A 16189-nucleotide genomic window follows, 5' to 3' on the forward strand; every position below is an offset into this window, starting at 1 on the left:
TCGGGGTGGGGCCACCCTCGTCTGTCGGTGTCGCCCTGAGAGCGGTGGGACGACGAGGCGCGTCGTCGGCCGGCGGGGAACAATCCATCCCGACTGGTGGTTGGTGCTGTCATTCATCCCCACGAAGGAGATCACCATGAAGATCGCAGTGTTCGGCGCCACGGGCATGCTCGGCTCGGCCATCGTCAGTGAGGGTCGCTCGCGGGGCCACGAGATCGTCAGCGTGTCGACGCGGCCCGGTGCGGGTGACGTCGTCGCCTCGATCGAGGACACGGACGCCGTCGTCCGCCTCGCGAAGGACGTCGACGCCGTCGTCGTCTCGGTGCCGCCCGCACGCTCGACGAGCGCCGAGGCGTGGCTCGCGGCGCACGAGCGTCTTGCGGCGACCCCGCTCGAGGCCCGCCTGTTCATGGTCGGCGGCGCCGGTAGCTCGCTCGACGCGAACGGCCGTCCGCTGCTGGAGGGCGAGGATTTCCCCGCCGACTTCCGTCCCGAGGCGGAGGCCGCGAGCACGGCCCTCGCGATGTTCCGGGACGGTTCGCCCGAACCGACCTGGACGATTGTCTCCCCCGCTCCCGTCCTCGCCCCCGGCGAGCGCACAGGCCACTATGAGACGTCCGACGACCACATGATCGGCGTGAGTGTCTCAAGCCAGGATCTGGCCGTCGCGATCATCGACGAGCTCGAGAACCCCCGGCATTCGAACAAGCGGTTCGTCGTCTCCAACTGACGCCACTCGTCTCCGTGACGCGGCCGGCAGGACACCGGGTCGCCCCGTGAGGACGAATATCGGTGCGTCGTCGTAGCGCGCGAGGCACGGAGGACGAGTGCGGGCCGCAGCTGAGGTCAGCTGCGGCCCGCACTCGTCGTCAGGGCTGGGTTCAGTAGCCCTTGAGCACCGCGCGGCCCATGACGAGACGCTGGATCTGGTTGGTGCCTTCGTAGATCTGCGTGATCTTCGCGTCGCGCATCATGCGCTCGACGGGGAAGTCCTTGACGTAGCCGGCGCCGCCGAGCAGCTGGACGGCGTCGGTCGTCACCTCCATCGCGACGTCGGAGGCGAAGCACTTCGCGGCGGCGCCGAAGAACGACAGGTCGGCGTCCTGACGCTCCGACTTCGCGGCCGCGACGTAGACCATCTGACGGGCCGTCTCGACCTTCATCGCCATGTCGGCGAGCATGAACTGGATGGCCTGGAACTCGGCGATGGCCTTGCCGAACTGCTGACGCTCCTTGACGTAGCCGACGGCGTAGTCGAGCGCGCCCTGCGCGATGCCGACGGCCTGCGCACCGATCGTCACACGCGTGTGGTCAAGGGTGCGCAGCGCGATCTTGAGGCCCTCGCCCTCGGCGCCGACGATGCGGTCGGCGGGGATGCGGCAGTTGTCGAAGTGCAGCTCACGCGTCGGCGAACCCTTGATGCCGAGCTTGCGCTCGGGCTCACCGAAGCTGAAGCCCTCATCGCTCTTCTCGACGACGAACGCGGAGATGTTGCGCCCGCGCTCACCGTTGGGGTCGGTGACGGCGAGGACGGTGTAGAACTCGGATTCGCCGGCGTTCGTGATCCACGACTTCTGGCCGTTGAGGACGTAGTGGTCGCCGTCGCGCTTGGCCTTCGTCTTCATCGACGCGGTGTCGGAACCGGCCTCGCGCTCGGACAGACCGTAGGAGAACATCGCCTCACCGGAGGCGAGCTTCGGTAGGTACTTCGCCTTGATCTCCTCGCCGCCGCCGAGGATGACGGGCATGGAGCCGAGCTTGTTGACGGCCGGGATGAGCGAGGAGCTCGCGCAGACGCGGGCCACCTCCTCGATGACGATGCACGTGCCGAGGGCGTCGATGCCCATGCCGCCGTACTGCTCGTCGACGTGCGGCGCCTGCATGCCGGCCTCAATCAGGGCGTCGAGGGCCTCCTGCGGGAAGCGCGACTTGTCGTCGACGTCGGCCGCGTGCGGCGCGATCTTGTTCTCGCAGACGGGGCGGATGGCCTCGCGGAGCGCCTCGTGCTCCTCGGAGATCTTGTAGAGGTCGAAGTCAGGGTTAGCAGCCATACCGGCATGCTACCCGCCAGTACGTCGCGGCGGCAGCCCCTCTCCGTCGATGTTGCCCGGGTTTCGGGGCGTCGGCGCCGCCAGGCCCGGGCAACATCGGGGTACTCAGGCCTGACGTTCGGCGACCTCGCGGCGCAGCGCCTCGCCCTTGGCGTGGGCCTCGTCGCGCAGGCTCGCCTGGAACTGCATCATCTGGGCGGCGATGCGACACGCCTCGTCCGAGTCACCGACGCCGAGGATGCGCGCCGCGAGCAGGCCCGCGTTGCGCGCACCACCGACCGAGACCGTCGCGACGGGCACGCCGGCGGGCATCTGGACGATCGACAGCAGCGAGTCCATGCCGTCGAGGTGTTTCAGCGGCACGGGCACCCCGATGACGGGCAGCGTCGTGACCGACGCGAGCATGCCCGGCAGGTGCGCCGCTCCCCCGGCGCCGGCGATGATGACGCGCAGGCCGCGCTCCGCGGCGCGGGTGCCGTACTCGACCATCTCGTGCGCCATGCGGTGCGCCGAGACGACGTCGGCCTCGTACCCGATGCCGAACTCGTCGAGGACGTCGGCGGCCGCGGACATCGTCGGCCAGTCCGAGTTGCTGCCCATGACGAGCCCGACGACGGGCGCCTTCGCCGGCTGCGTCGCGCTCGTGGGGTTCGTCGAGCTCGTGGCCGGGGTCGCCGAACCCGCAGCGTTCGTCGTCACGTCGGGGGTGGTCGCGTCGCTCATTTGGTCACCGTTCCTTGGAGGTAGTCACAGGCGTGGCGGGCTCGTGCGCGCAGGCCGACGAGGTCGTCGCCGAAGACGTTGACGTGCCCGATCTTGCGGCCGGGGCGCACACCCTTGCCGTAGAGGTGGATCTTGAGGCCGGGATCACGCGCCATGAGGTGCTTGTAGGTGGGGTACAACTCCTCGTACTCGCCGCCGAGCACGTTGCCCATGACCGTCCACGGTGCCCGCGCGCGCGTGTCGCCGAGGGGCAGATCGAGGACGGCGCGTAGGTGCTGCTCGAACTGACCGGTGATCGAGCCGTCCATCGACCAGTGTCCCGAGTTGTGCGGGCGCATCGCGAGCTCGTTGACGACGAACTCGTCACCGCCGAGGTCGAACAGCTCGACGGCCATGACGCCCGTGACGTCGAGTTCGCCCGCGATCCTGATGGCGGCGGAGGTGATGCGTTCGGCGGCGTCGTCGCTCAGCTCGGGTGCGGGGGCGAGGACCTCGGTGCAGATGCCGTCGACCTGAACGGTCTCGACGACGGGCCACACGGCGACCTGGCCGCTCGGGCTGCGCGCGATCATGACGGCGATCTCCCGCTCGAACGCGACGGCCTCCTCCGCGAGCAGCGGCGCACCGTCGGCCTGCGCGAACCACGCGTCCGCGTCGTCGGGGGTGCGCACGAGCATGACGCCCTTGCCGTCGTACCCGCCCGTCGGCGTCTTGAGCACGAGCGGCCAGCCGTGCTGTTCGCCGAACGCGCTCAACTCGTCGCTCGTGGAAACGGGAGCCCAGGCGGGGCACGGCACGTCGAGGTCGCTGAGGCGCTGACGCATCGCGAGCTTGTCCTGGGCGAAGCGCAGCGCACTCGGGCGCGGGTGCAGCGCGACGCCGTCGGCCTCGAGGGCGGCGAGGACGTCGGCGGGCACGTGCTCGTGATCGAACGTCACGACGTCGCACCCGTGTGCCCACTCGCGCACCTGCTCGGCGTCGCGGTAGTCACCGACAGGCGCATGCGGGACGACGAGTGCCGCTGCGGCGTCGTCGGATTCGGCGAAGACGGACAACGTCAGCGCGAGCTCGGCCGCGGGGCCGGCACACATGCGGGCGAGCTGGCCGCCGCCGATGATGCCGACGACGGGAAATCCGCCCGGCGCGCGGCGCGCCTCGCGGGCGGGCTGGGTGTCGGGCGTCGCAGCGTCCGGCTCGGCGGCGTTGCGCGCATGGGGCTGGGGTTGGTTCACGCGCCAAGATTATCCGGCGGATTCGTCACGCGCGTGGCGCGGTCGTCAGGCGGGCGTCGCCGGGTGGGCGAGGCCCACCCCCACCGACTCGAGGGTCTCGCCCTCGCGCCGCGTCAGGACGAAGCCCGCGCCGCGCACCGTCTCGATCTGCCACTGCCCGCCCGTCGCGACCCGCAGCTTGGGGCGCAGCTTGGCGATGTGCATGTCGACCGCCTTGGGTGTGCCACGCCACTGGCCCGTCCACAGTGCAGCCTCGAACTCTGCGCGACTGACGACGTCATCCCGCCCGACGAGCACCCCCATGACGATGGCTTCCTTCGCGGTCATCACCGCCCGCCCGCCGGCGCCGACAAGCTCGCGCCGCGCCGCGTCCACGTGGGGTGGGCTCCCCTCGGCGGCGTTCGCCACCAGCCGCGGTCCGCCCTGCGCCCGGTTGACCCGGCGCACCGCGGCGCTGACCCGCGCTTCGAGCTCCGCCGGCGTGATCGCGCACGAGATGACGTCGTCGGCCCCCGCGTCGAGCAGCGCGACGGTCGCGGCCGCGCGTTCGACGTCCCCGACGAGCGCCGCGTCGTCGAGCACAGCGACGAACGCCACACCCGGATGCCGGCGGGAAGAGGTGCGCACGGCGGCGGCGCTCTCGCGCACCCCGTCGGGCGCGGCCGTGGCGCCGCCGCCCAGGTCGGCGTCGCCGTCGACGCGGCGGCAGTTCGCCGCGAAGACGATGCACGCGGTCGCCGTTCCGACGGATTCGGGCGTCACGGTTTCGAGCGTGCCCTCCACGGTGCGGACCGAGAGGTGTGCTGCGTGGCTCATGCGCATGAGAGCCGTGTCGTCGCCGAAACCCCCGCGGGCGACCAGGACGTCGTTCATGAGCACGACTATAGGCAGCCCGGCATACCCTGCGGTGCCTTGCGGACCGACGAATTGTCAGTTGCCCATCCAGCCGACTTGACAGAAATGTATACAGCAGGGCTTTGTCGCCGAATCGTCACCTGGCGTTCACCCGCAGGCGTCCGACGCCCGATCCGTCCAGCAGGATTCGTCCTGAGCAGAGTGCTTCAGAAAGGTCCGTCAGAGCAGGATCCAGGCCGCGCTGAGGCCGATACCCGCGAGTTCCAACGGTTCGTGCGCGCGCAGCGTCGACTCCGGGTCGTGACGCAGCGCGTCGGCCGTTGCCTCGTCGACGAGGATCTGACTCGCCGCGGCGGCGTTCGTCAGGCGTGCGGCGCGGTTGACCGTCGTGCCGTAGATGTCGCCGAGACGCGCGAGCACGCGACCCGTCGACAGGCCCACGCGCATCTGCGGCAGCAGGTCGTCGACCTCCGACATCTCCTTGAGCGCACGCGCGATGCGCGAGGCGCCCTCCGGGTCCTGGTGCGAGAAGAGGATCTCGTCACCGACCGTCTTGACGACGGCGCCCCCGTGCTCGCTGACGATGTCCGAGGCGACCGCCTCGAACCGCGTGACGAGCGCCGCGAGATCACTCTCACTGAGCTGACGCGCGAGGCGCGTGAAGGAGACGAGGTCGGCGAAACCGACGGTGCGCACGACACCGAGGTGCGTCTCGGGCTGCGCGTCTGCCAGCAGGCGCGCGAGGGCGACGCCGACGTTGCGGCGCCACACGTAGAGGAGCAACGGCTCGAGGTCGTCGACGAGGCTCGCCATCTCCTCCGCTGCGGCGCGGGCGAGGGGCTTGCCGCCGCGCGGGCCGCCGTCACGCTGCGCGAGCATGTCGACGACGAGTTGCACCTGCCACATCGCGAGTCGATCGGTCGTGCGCCCCAGCGCACGCGCCAGCCCGAGGAGGGTGTCGACGTCGAGATCGTGCGCGGCCGTCATCGCGGACACCGCGCGCAGGGCGTCGAGGTCGGTGTCGGAGAACGCGACGTCCGCCTCACGCGAGTTGGCGAAACCGAGAGCGCGCCACACGCGACGGGTGTCGTCGGCGTCGACCCCGGCGTGCGTCGACAGGTCACGGCGCTTGTAGCGGCGCGGCGCGCCCATGAGGCGTCGCTCGACCGCGTCGATGAACATCGAATCGTCGGAATCGAGGTGGGACACCGGGTCAGCCATCACGTCTCGCCTTCTGCCTCGTACCGATCACTCGTCGGCGTTCCGCCCGTGTGGCTCGCCGGCCTCCGCGCGGCCGCCCAGGCGGGCATGCACGACGTCCGCCACCGAGTACGCCATCGTAGGCGCTGAGCCTGGACGCGCACCGGGAACGGTCGTCACGAGCCGCCCGCCGTCGTCGATGCCGACGCCTCGCCGCCGCGCCACCTTGCCGTCGGGGGTGTGCACGTCGACGAGGCTGCCGATCGTGCGACAGTGTCGACGCACGCTCTCGCGGGCGGCCGCGAGCGCCACGGGTTCGCACCAGGCACGCGCGGCACGGGCGACGTGCGCAGCGACGGCCGCGAGCACCTCGTCACGCGCGGCGTCCAACCCGACGAGTGACGTCGACGTCGCCGTGTCGACGGGCAACTCGCCGCGCTGCTGAGCCACGTTCACCCCGACGCCCGCGACGACGAGGTTGCCCGACGCCACCTGACACAGGACGCCGGCGACCTTGCGCCAGTCGCCGCTCGCCCCGCCGGTGCCCGGGCCGGCGTCGGCGTCGGCGCCGCTCTCGACGCCGTCGTCATCCCACACCAGGACGTCGTTGGGCCACTTCGTGACGAACTCGACGTCCGCCCCGCGCTCGTCGGCCAGCTGCGCGAGGGCGGCGCGCACGGCGTCACCGACGAACAACGGCACCCAACCCCACGTCGCCGCGTCCCGTGGCAGCGGCAGCGTCATCGAGACGGTGACGGCGGCGCCCGTGGGCGTCACCCAGGCCCGATCGAGGCGTCCGCGCCCGGCGCGCTGGCGATGGGCGGCCACGAGGTGCCAGCGCTCGGCGGTGTCGAGGGCGACCACATTCGTCGAATCGACCTCGTCGAACAGGTCGACGCGAGCCCACCCGTCGGCACGCAGATCCCGCGCCATCCCTGGCGAAAAGGCTACTGACGAGTTCGTGTTCGAGGTCACGTGACAAGGTTAGGCTGTCGCCCATGACGCTCGACGACGTGCCCCCGGACACCTCCCTCGATCTGCACACCACGGCCGGAAGGTTGAAGGATCTGGCGAACCGCACGGAGGAGGCGGTGCACGCCGGTTCGGCCCGCGCGGTGGAGAAGCAGCACGCCAAGGGCAAGCTGACGGCTCGTGAGCGCGTCGAACGGCTGCTCGACGAGGGCTCGTTCGTCGAACTCGACGCCCTGGCGCGTCACCGCTCGACGCAGTTCGGGCAGGACAAGAACCGCCCCTACGGTGACGGCGTCGTCACCGGCTACGGCACGGTCGACGGGCGCACGGTCTGCGTGTTCAGTCAGGACTTCACGGTCTTCGGCGGCTCCCTCGGTGAGGTCTTCGGCGAGAAGATCTGCAAGGTCATGGATCTCGCGATGAAGCTCGGCGCACCCGTCATCGGCATCAACGACTCGGGCGGCGCGCGCATCCAGGAGGGCGTCGTCGCGCTCGGTCTCTACGCCGAGATCTTCCGTCGCAACGTGCACGCGAGCGGTGTCATCCCGCAGATCTCGCTCGTCATGGGCCCCTGCGCCGGTGGCGCCGTCTACTCCCCCGCGATCACCGACTTCACCGTCATGGTCGATCAGACGTCGCACATGTTCATCACCGGCCCTGACGTCATCAAGACGGTGACGGGTGAGGACGTCGGCTTCGAGGAGCTCGGCGGCGCGCACACGCACAACTCGCGCTCCGGCGTCTCGCACTACATGGCGAGCGACGAGGACGACGCGATCGAGTACGTCAAGGCGATGCTCGGCTACCTGCCGAGCAACAACATGGACCCGGGGCCCTCGTTCGAGGTCACCGCCGACCTCGAGATCACCGACGCCGACCGCGCGCTCGACACGCTCGTGCCCGATTCGGCGAACCTCGCCTACGACATGAACGACGTCATCGCCGCCGTCGTCGACCCCGCGGATCCTGACGATGCGGGCTCCGGCCCCGACTTCCTCGAGGTGCAGCCGCTGTTCGCACCCAACATCATCTGCGGGCTCGCGCGCGTCGAGGGGCACAGCGTCGGCATCGTCGCAAACCAGCCGGCTCAGCTCGCCGGCACGCTCGACATCAACGCGAGCGAGAAGGCGGCGCGTTTCATCCGCTTCTGTGACTCGTTCAACATCCCGATCCTCACGCTCGTCGACGTGCCCGGCTTCCTGCCCGGTACCGACCAGGAGTGGGGCGGCATCATCCGCCGTGGCGCGAAGCTGCTCTACGCCTACGCGGAGGCGACGGTGCCGCTCGTCACCGTCATCACGCGCAAGGCGTACGGCGGTGCGTACGACGTCATGGGGTCCAAGCACCTCGGCGCCGACGTCAACCTCGCGTGGCCGACGGCGCAGATCGCCGTCATGGGTGCGCAGGGCGCGGCCAACATCGTGTACCGCAAGGAGCTGACGGCGGTCGCCGAGAACGGCAGCGCCGAGGACGTCGAGAAGCGTCGCGCGCAGCTCATCGCCGAGTACGAGGACACGCTCGCCAACCCGTACATCTCAGCCGACCGCGGCTACGTCGACGCGGTCATCCCGCCGCACGAGACGCGCGTCCAGGTCGTCAAGGCGCTGCGGGCGCTGCGTCACAAGCGCGAGGACCTGCCGCCCAAGAAGCACGGAAACATCCCGCTGTGAGCGAGGCAACCGAGAGCCCGCGCCCGACGATCCGGTTCGTCAGCGGCGCGCCGACCGACGAGGAGATCGCCGCCGTCACTGCTGTCGTCCTGGCGCGAGCGGCTGCGGCGTCGGGCACTGAATCATCCGCCCCGGTGCGTTCCATGTGGGGACGCCCCGCGCACGTCCGCCACGCCCGTCCGCGCAGTTGGGCCGAATCGCGCCTGCCGCGCTGAGGCTCGCCTTCGGCGGATGATCGTTGCCCGGAATCGCGTCAGAGGTGACGCGATTGCGGGCAATGATGCTCAGCGCAGCTTGGCTTCGAGCTTGGCCTGGTAGCGCGGCGCCATCACGCCGGCCGCGACGACGCGTTCGATGATCGCGCGGGCACCGCCGGTGTAGGCGCGGAACACGTCGACGACGGTGACGCCGTGCTCGGGCACGTCGACGACGTCGACCATGTCGCCCGCCGTGATCGTCCCGGGCTCGACGACGCGGGTGTACGCGCCGGGCCGTCCGTGGTCGGTGAAGCGCTTGACCCAGCGCGGCTCGTCGATCGCCCAGGCGAAGGTTCGGCAGGGAACGCGGGGGCCGGTCACCTCGAGCAGCGCGGTGCCCATGCGCCAGCGGGTGCCGATGACGGCGTCGTCGACGCGGACGCCCCGCGTCGTGACGTTCTCGCCGAAGGCCCCGTCGGGAATCGAACGCCCTAGCTCGGCGCCCCAGTGGTCGAGCTCCTCACGCGCGACCACGTACACCGCCTGCTCGCTGCCCCCGTGATGCTCGAGATCACCGACGTGGTCACCGCTGACGCCGCTGCGCCCACCCGCCTCGCGCGGGCCGGGGTCGGCGACGCCGATGCTCGCGACGGGTCGCTTGCGCATCCCCGTGCGGTGCTTCTTCGCATCCCACACCTCTGGTCGGCCGATCTGGACACCGACGACGACGAGCTCTCCACCTGCGGTGGGTGACGTGGCGTCGGCCCGCGCCGCTGAGGTGGAAGCCAAGTCCGTGGACGCCGCGGTGGAGCTCGCGGACTCCGCCGAGCCGGATGTCGGTGACGCGGCCGTCGTCGCGGTGGATTTCGCCTGCTCCTCCGAGCCCGATGCCGAGGCCTCGGCCGACGCCCTCTGCCCCGCTGCCGCTGCCTTCACCGCACCCGCCGCAGCGGGCCGGGCGTCAGGATCGGGGTGAGCTGGACTCATCGGCGGCGTCGTCATGGGCGTCAATGTACTTGCGCGCTGTGACGTGCGTCGCGTTGGATCGGTACATGAGCACCTCGAGCGAGCCCCGCGCCACGACCCGTCTCGACGAGATCGCGGACGGCTACCTCGACGCGTCCGTCGCGCTGTCGCCGATCGAGGCAACGGCGCTCGGCATCCCGGGCCAGGATCATCTGCTCGACGACTTCTCCCCCGACGGTTACGCGGCCGCGTCCGATCTGCGTCGCTCGACGTTGTCGGCGCTGCGCACCGCGTCGGCGCAGGACGACGTGGACGCCGTGACGCTCGCCGCGCTGCAGGAGCGCCTTGAGCTCGCCGAGGAGATCCATGACGCCGGCTACGACCTCGCCGACCTCAACGTCATCGCGTCGCCGCTGCAGATGATGCGCGACACCTTCGACCTCATGCCGACCGACAGCGACGAGGACTGGGAGACGATCGCGCACCGGCTGCGCGCCGTCCCCGAGGCGCTCGACGGCTGGTTCGCGTCGCTCGATCACGCCGCGTCGCAGGGCATCGTCGCGGCGCAGCGCCAGATCGAACGCTGCAGCGAGCAATGCGCCGAGCACGGCGGACGCGACGGGTACTTCCTCTCGCTCGCCGAGCGCGCCGCCGTCGAGGGTGGTGGCGATGCCAGCGCGGTGCAGGACGAGGTGCGCGAGGCTGCCGCGCTCGCCGCGCGGGCCTACGCCGACGCAGGGGCGCGGCTGCGCGACGAACTGCTGCCGCGCGCGCCCGAGCACGACGGGGTGGGGCGTGAGCGGTACGCGCTGCACAGCCGCGAGTTCCTCGGCGCGCGAGTCGACCTCGAGGAGACCTACCGCTGGGGTCAGGACGAACTCGCGCGCATCACCGACGAGATGTCGCGCCTCGCCGAACGCATCGCGCCCGGCGCCGGCGTCAAGGGCGCGATGGCCGCCCTCGACGCCGACGACGCGTACGCCCTGCACGGCACCGACGCGCTGCGCGCCTGGATGCAGGCGAGCGCCGACGCCGCCGTCAGCGCTCTGGCGGACACGCACTTCGACATCCCCGACCCGGTGCGTCGCATCGAGTGCATGATCGCGCCCACGTCGTCGGGCGGCATCTACTACACCGGCCCGAGCGAGGATTTCTCCCGCCCCGGACGCATGTGGTGGGCGGTGCCGAAGGGCGTCGAACGGTTCGGCACGTGGCGCGAACTGACGACCGTCTACCACGAGGGCGTCCCCGGCCATCACCTGCAGATCGGGCAGACGATGTACCGCTCGGGCCTGCTCAACCGGTGGCGCCGCATGGGGTCGTGGACATCCGGGCACGCGGAGGGCTGGGCCCTGTACGCCGAGCGCCTCATGGACGAGCTCGGCTTCCACACGGACGACGCCACCCGCCTCGGCATGCTCGACGGGCAGTCGCTGCGCGCCGCGCGCGTCATCGTCGACATCGGCGTGCACTGCGGTTTCGAGGCTCCCGCCGAGGTTGGTGGGGGCGCCTGGACGTACGACAAGGCGTGGGCATTCCTGTCGGCGCACGCCGACATGGCCGAGGGCTTCCTGCGCTTCGAGCTCGACCGCTACCTCGGCTGGCCGGGGCAGGCGCCGTCGTACTCGATCGGCGAGCGCCTGTGGCTGTCGCTGCGCGAGGAGACGCGTCGTCGCGAGGGCGCAGCCTTCGACCTCAAGGCCTTCCACCGTCGCGCCCTCGACATCGGCGGCGTCGGCCTCGACGTCCTGCGCGACGCCATCCTCGCCCCCTGACCCACCTGCGATTCCTATCCACCTTCGCGATTCGCGTCCCCATCGGCGAACCGCGTCCACCTTCGCGCCTCTGAGCGAATGTGAACGAAAAACGCAGATGGGGCGGGCCCCATGCGTGCCTGACGGGGTGGGAGCGGGGGCGCCGGTAGGCTGGCGCAAGCCGATGTCCCCAACCTTCGGAGCGCTACGCCACCATGTCGCCCACCCAGTCGAGCCTCGCCACGACCTCGCCCTACTCGATCGTCGCCGTCGACGCTGACGAGTTCGTCCGGACGATCCACGACGCGGGCGCGCGCGTGCCCGTCGAGCAGTCGCCCGAGTGGGCGCGCTACGACGATTCGCTGCCGGGCCGCCGTCACTGGCGCTACCTGCTCGTCCACGACGCCGCGGGCGCCCACGTCGCCGCACTGAGCCTGACGGAGTTCGCCGGCCGCACGCTGGTGCAGCTGTGGGGCAAGTTCGCCCCGATCTGGCTGACGCACGCGGCGCCCAGCGCCGCTGAGGAGCGCGCCCTGCGCGACGCCCTGGCAGCGTACGTCAAGGCCGAGCACCCCAGGGCGGCACTCGTCCGCCTGCACGCCACGCACGCGGCGCCCGACCTCACCGAGCCGCTCACCGAGGTCTTCTACGACCGTACGCTCGTGCTCGACCTCTCGCTCAGCGAGGACGAGCTGATGGCGTCGATGTCGAAGAACGGCCGCCGTGACCTGCGGTACGGGCTCAAGAACGACGCCCTGGTCTTCACCGACGAGACGGGCATCAGCGAACAGGACTTCGCCGAGCAGGTCTTCCCCGTCTTCACCGAGACCGCCGAACGCGGCCACTTCGACCTGCGTCCCGCGCAGTTCTACTTCAACATGCTCTCCCAGCTCGGCCCCGACATCTGCCGCCTCTACACGGTGCGAGACACCTCTGCGGGCGGCGCCGTCGTCGCGTGGGCGCTCGTCACCATCTATGACGGCGAGGCGCGTTACTTCTACGCCGCGACGAGCGCGGCCGCCCGCAAGAGCTTCGCTGCCAACCGCATGGTCTGGGAGTGCATGCTCGCGGCGAAGAGCCGCGGCGCGTCGACGTTCGACTTCATGGGTCTCGGCAGCGACCGCGCGCCCGCGCTCAGCTCGCTCGACGGTTTCAAGCTCAAGTTCGGCAAGGACGGCGCGCGTGACGTCCCGGGCCCGTGGGATCTCGTCGTGCGCCCGCAGGTGCTCTCCGCGTACCGTGCGTCGACGAAGGCCAAGGCCCTCGTGCGTGACGCCCGCAGCAAGGGTCCGAGCACCGTTCGCAGCCTGCCGTCGCGGACGATGCGCACCGCCTCGTCCGCCGCCACCGCCCTCGCCGCGAAGGTCGCCGGCCCCGCACGCGGTGCGACGCCGGGTCAGGGCGGCACTCCCGCGGTGCTGCCGGTCGTGCTCGACTTCACCCTCTCGGGCTACGCCCTGGCGCGCGCGTTCCACGAGCGTTACGGCCTGACGAGCGTCCTCGTCGTCCCGTTCACGACGGGCGCGACGGCCGACTCAACGCTGTTCCACGACACGCGAGAACTCGGGTTCGCCGCGATCAACGACCACGACCTCGTCCTCACCGAGATCCGCCGTATTGCCGCTGAGAACCTCGATCTGACGATCATTCCGCTGACGAACAACGACGGCTACGTGCAGTCGTTGTCGGCGAAGCGCGACACGCTCGGCACCAACGTCGTCGTGCCACACGAGAGCCCCGCGATGCTCGAGCGCATCTCCGACAAGAACCACTTCAACGCCGTCTGCGCCGAGGCGGGCGTCGCGACGCCGGGCACCGTCGTCCTCGACTTCGCCACCGGGCGCCCGAGCGCCGACGACGTCACGTTCCCCTACCCGATCATCGTCAAGCCCGCCGATTCGGCACTGCACAACGCCTTGTCGATGCCGGGCAAGAAGAAGCTGTACGAGGTCGACTCGCGCGACGAGCTCGACGCGCTCATCACCCGCCTCGTCGACGCGGGTTTCACCGGCGAGATGCTCGCGCAGGATCTCATCCCCGGCGACGAGATCCTGTCGGTCACGATGTACCGCGCGAAGAACGGCGAGATCACGCTGGCGCGCACGTCGCGGGTGCTCCTGCAGGATCCGCGCCCGGCCTACCTCGGCATCCCCGACGTCCAGGTCGTGCAGGACATGCCCGACGTCGTCGAAGCCTCGCGCCGCATCCTCGAGACGGCCGACTATCACGGCTTCGCCAACCTCGACGCCATCCGCGACCCGCGTGACGGTTCCGTCAAGTTCTTCGAGGTCAACCCGCGCTACGGACGCAACTGCTACTACGCCACCGGTTCGGGGGCGAACGTCGCCGAGCAGCTCGTCAGCGACCTCGTCGAGAACTCCCCCGTCACCGCGCCGGCGCCGTCCGACGACCTCGTCTACACCGTCCTGCCGCCGCAGACCATCGCGCGTCTGCTGCCGAAGGGCGCAGAGCGCGACGCCGCCGCGGCGCTCGTCAAGCGCGGACGCTGGGCCGACCCGCTCAAGTACGACGGGGAGCGCAACCCGAAGCACAAGGCGTACGCGCAGATCGCGGCGTGGAACCACGTGCGCGCCTACCGCGGCGCGCCGCGCATCATCGGGGGCTGACGCCGCACGCAGTCTGTCGCTCACCCACTCGCCGCCCGGTCGAGCCCGGCATCGGTCCTCACTGATGCCGGGCTTCGTCATGCTCGCGCCGGCCGCGCCACAACCCTCCCCGTCCGAGACGCAACGAGAGCTGCATCACGTCGATGTGACCTGCATCATGTACAGTTTGGTCTGACCAATAATGGTCCGACCAAAGCTGAGCCAGCCTCCCCACCCCCGCAAGGAGTCCGCGTGATCACCTACACCGCGACCCCCGACGCCGTCGGCGACAGCCTGGCGCTGTCCGCTCTCGTGGGCTCGTTGCCCCTCCTCACGTTCTTCGCGATGCTGTTGATCGCCAAGGCCAGCGCCTACGTCGCAGGCCTCGCGAGCCTCGTCGTCTCGCTCGTCATCGCCGTCGTCGCGTTCGGCATGCCGACACACCTCGCCCTGCTGTCGGCGACACAGGGCGCCGTCTACGGTCTCGTGCCGATCGTGTGGATCGTCGTCATGGCGCTGTGGTTCTACCGGGTCACCGTCATCTCGGGCCGCTTCAACGACCTGCGCTCGATCTTCGACGCGATCGGCGGCGGCGACATTCGCATCCAGGCCATGCTCATCGCGTTCTGCTTCGGCGGCCTTCTCGAGGCCCTCGCCGGGTTCGGCGCGCCGGTCGCCATCACGGCGACGATGGTGCTCGCCCTCGGGCTCAAGCCGCTCAAGACGGCCGTCGTGTGCCTCATCGCGAACACGGCGCCGGTGGCGTTCGGCGCCGTCGCCATCCCGATCACGACCGCCGGGAACCTGACGGGCCTCGACCCCGCGCACATCGGTGCCGTCGTCGGCCACCAGGCACCGTTCTTCGCGATAGCCGTTCCCTTCTTCCTCATGATGATCATCGACGGCAAGCGCGGGCTCGTCCAGGCGTGGCCCGCTGCGCTCGTCACCGGTGGCGCGTTCGCGATCGCGCAGTGGTGGTGTTCGACGTACTTCTCGTACGAGTTGACGGACGTCGTCGCCTCGCTCGTCGGGCTCGCGGCCGCCATCGTCCTGCTGCGCTTCTGGAAGCCCAAGGGCGCCGACGACGTGCGTCGCAGCCTCGACATCGAAGCGCCCGTTCCCGCCGAGGCGCTCAGCGCCTCCCGCATCTGGATGGCCGTGCTGCCCTATCTGCTCGTCGTCGTCGTGTTCGGCATCGCGAAGCTGTGGAAGCTGGGCGTCGACATCCCTGCGAAGCTCAGCGCCACCGACGTCAAGATTCCCTGGCCGGGCCTCAACGGCGAGCTCGTCAACGCCAAGGGCAAGTCGATCTCCTCGACCGTCTACACGCTGCAGTGGCTGTCGAGCCCGGGCACGCTGCTGTTCCTCACCGGGCTCATGGTCGCGATCGTCTACTCCCTGCGTGACGGCGGCGGCCGCTTCCCGCTCACGCTGGGTGAGGCGTTCAAGGAGATCGGGCGTTGCTTCTACACGATGCGCTTCTCGGCGCTGACGATCGCGTCGGTGCTCGCGCTCGCCTACGTCATGAACTTCTCCGGCCAGACCATCGCGATCGGCACGTTCGTCGCCGGGCTGGGCGCGTGGTTCGCGTTCCTGTCGCCCGTGCTCGGCTGGGTCGGCACCGCCGTCACCGGCTCGGACACCTCGGCGAACGCCCTGTTCTCGACGCTGCAGCAGACGGCCGCGGAGAAGGCCGGGCTCGACCCGCACCTCATGACGGCGGCCAACACCTCCGGTGGAGTCGTCGGCAAGATGATCTCGCCACAGTCGCTGGCCATCGCGGCGACAGCCGTCGGCCTGCAGGGCAAGGAGTCGAAGATCTTCCGCGCCGTCGTGCTGTGGTCGCTCGGCATGCTGCTCGTGCTGTGCACGCTCGTCTACCTGCAGGCGCACGCCCTGTCGTGGATGCTGCCCTGAGTCACCTCATCCTCTGAGCCCCGCATGACGGCCGGACGTATTCTGC

At 70.3% G+C, this 16189-nt stretch carries 13 protein-coding genes; 6 read left to right on the forward strand and 7 right to left on the reverse strand.

What is annotated here, in order from left to right:
• The first annotated feature begins 136 nt into the window (after positions 1 to 136).
• Positions 137 to 730 carry an NAD(P)-dependent oxidoreductase gene (locus tag EDC82_RS09995; protein ID WP_074041081.1) on the forward strand — a complete coding sequence of 198 codons (594 nt, stop codon included), beginning with the start codon at positions 137 to 139 and terminating at the stop codon, positions 728 to 730.
• A gap of 151 nt (positions 731 to 881) precedes the next feature.
• On the opposite strand, the gene EDC82_RS10000 is transcribed toward EDC82_RS09995, so the two are convergent.
• From EDC82_RS10000 to EDC82_RS10025, 6 genes are all read right to left on the reverse strand, one after another.
• Entirely contained in the window at positions 882 to 2051 is a 1170-nt protein-coding gene (locus EDC82_RS10000) for an acyl-CoA dehydrogenase family protein (RefSeq protein WP_131941352.1), read from the reverse strand.
• A gap of 105 nt (positions 2052 to 2156) precedes the next feature.
• Positions 2157 to 2774, reverse strand: a complete 618-nt coding sequence (purE, locus tag EDC82_RS10005; RefSeq protein ID WP_006943288.1) for a 5-(carboxyamino)imidazole ribonucleotide mutase — start codon at positions 2772 to 2774, stop codon at positions 2157 to 2159.
• A complete protein-coding gene (locus EDC82_RS10010) occupies positions 2771 to 4006 on the reverse strand; it encodes a 5-(carboxyamino)imidazole ribonucleotide synthase (RefSeq protein ID WP_131941354.1) in 1236 nt (411 codons plus the stop codon). Before EDC82_RS10010 ends, purE begins: the two co-directional genes overlap by 4 nt.
• A gap of 45 nt (positions 4007 to 4051) precedes the next feature.
• Entirely contained in the window at positions 4052 to 4879 is an 828-nt protein-coding gene (locus tag EDC82_RS10015; protein ID WP_074045512.1) for a winged helix-turn-helix domain-containing protein, read from the reverse strand.
• Between the two features lie 201 nt (positions 4880 to 5080).
• Positions 5081 to 6082 carry an adenylate/guanylate cyclase domain-containing protein gene (locus tag EDC82_RS10020; RefSeq protein ID WP_006947388.1) on the reverse strand — a complete coding sequence of 334 codons (1002 nt, stop codon included), beginning with the start codon at positions 6080 to 6082 and terminating at the stop codon, positions 5081 to 5083.
• Between the two features lie 27 nt (positions 6083 to 6109).
• The gene (locus EDC82_RS10025; RefSeq protein WP_006947377.1) at positions 6110 to 7036 is read right to left on the reverse strand and encodes a biotin--[acetyl-CoA-carboxylase] ligase; all 927 of its coding nucleotides are present in this window, start codon (positions 7034 to 7036) and stop codon (positions 6110 to 6112) included.
• A 23-nt stretch (positions 7037 to 7059) separates the two neighbouring features.
• Between EDC82_RS10025 and EDC82_RS10030 the strand changes: the two genes are divergently transcribed.
• A complete protein-coding gene (locus EDC82_RS10030; RefSeq protein WP_006947382.1) occupies positions 7060 to 8703 on the forward strand; it encodes an acyl-CoA carboxylase subunit beta in 1644 nt (547 codons plus the stop codon).
• A complete protein-coding gene (locus tag EDC82_RS10035) occupies positions 8700 to 8918 on the forward strand; it encodes an acyl-CoA carboxylase epsilon subunit (protein ID WP_006947331.1) in 219 nt (72 codons plus the stop codon). The genes EDC82_RS10030 and EDC82_RS10035 overlap by 4 nt, the downstream gene beginning before the upstream one ends.
• A 69-nt stretch (positions 8919 to 8987) precedes the next feature.
• On the opposite strand, the gene EDC82_RS14975 is transcribed toward EDC82_RS10035, so the two are convergent.
• Positions 8988 to 9902, reverse strand: a complete 915-nt coding sequence (locus tag EDC82_RS14975) for an MOSC domain-containing protein (RefSeq protein WP_235006190.1) — start codon at positions 9900 to 9902, stop codon at positions 8988 to 8990.
• 50 nt (positions 9903 to 9952) lie between these two features.
• Here EDC82_RS14975 and EDC82_RS10045 point away from each other — a divergent pair, with 50 nt between their 5' ends.
• From EDC82_RS10045 to EDC82_RS10055, 3 genes are all read left to right on the forward strand, one after another.
• Positions 9953 to 11641 (forward strand): DUF885 domain-containing protein, encoded by a 1689-nt coding sequence (locus EDC82_RS10045; protein WP_006947330.1) that lies wholly within the window; start codon positions 9953 to 9955, stop codon positions 11639 to 11641.
• A 194-nt stretch (positions 11642 to 11835) separates the two neighbouring features.
• Positions 11836 to 14247, forward strand: a complete 2412-nt coding sequence (locus EDC82_RS10050; protein WP_006947347.1) for a GNAT family N-acetyltransferase — start codon at positions 11836 to 11838, stop codon at positions 14245 to 14247.
• A gap of 231 nt (positions 14248 to 14478) precedes the next feature.
• Positions 14479 to 16143 carry an L-lactate permease gene (locus EDC82_RS10055; RefSeq protein ID WP_006947397.1) on the forward strand — a complete coding sequence of 555 codons (1665 nt, stop codon included), beginning with the start codon at positions 14479 to 14481 and terminating at the stop codon, positions 16141 to 16143.
• Positions 16144 to 16189 lie beyond the last annotated feature (46 nt).

It is taken from the genome of Dermacoccus sp. SAI-028, assembly GCF_004346775.1.
GTDB classification, from domain to species: Bacteria; Actinomycetota; Actinomycetes; order Actinomycetales; family Dermatophilaceae; genus Dermacoccus; species Dermacoccus nishinomiyaensis.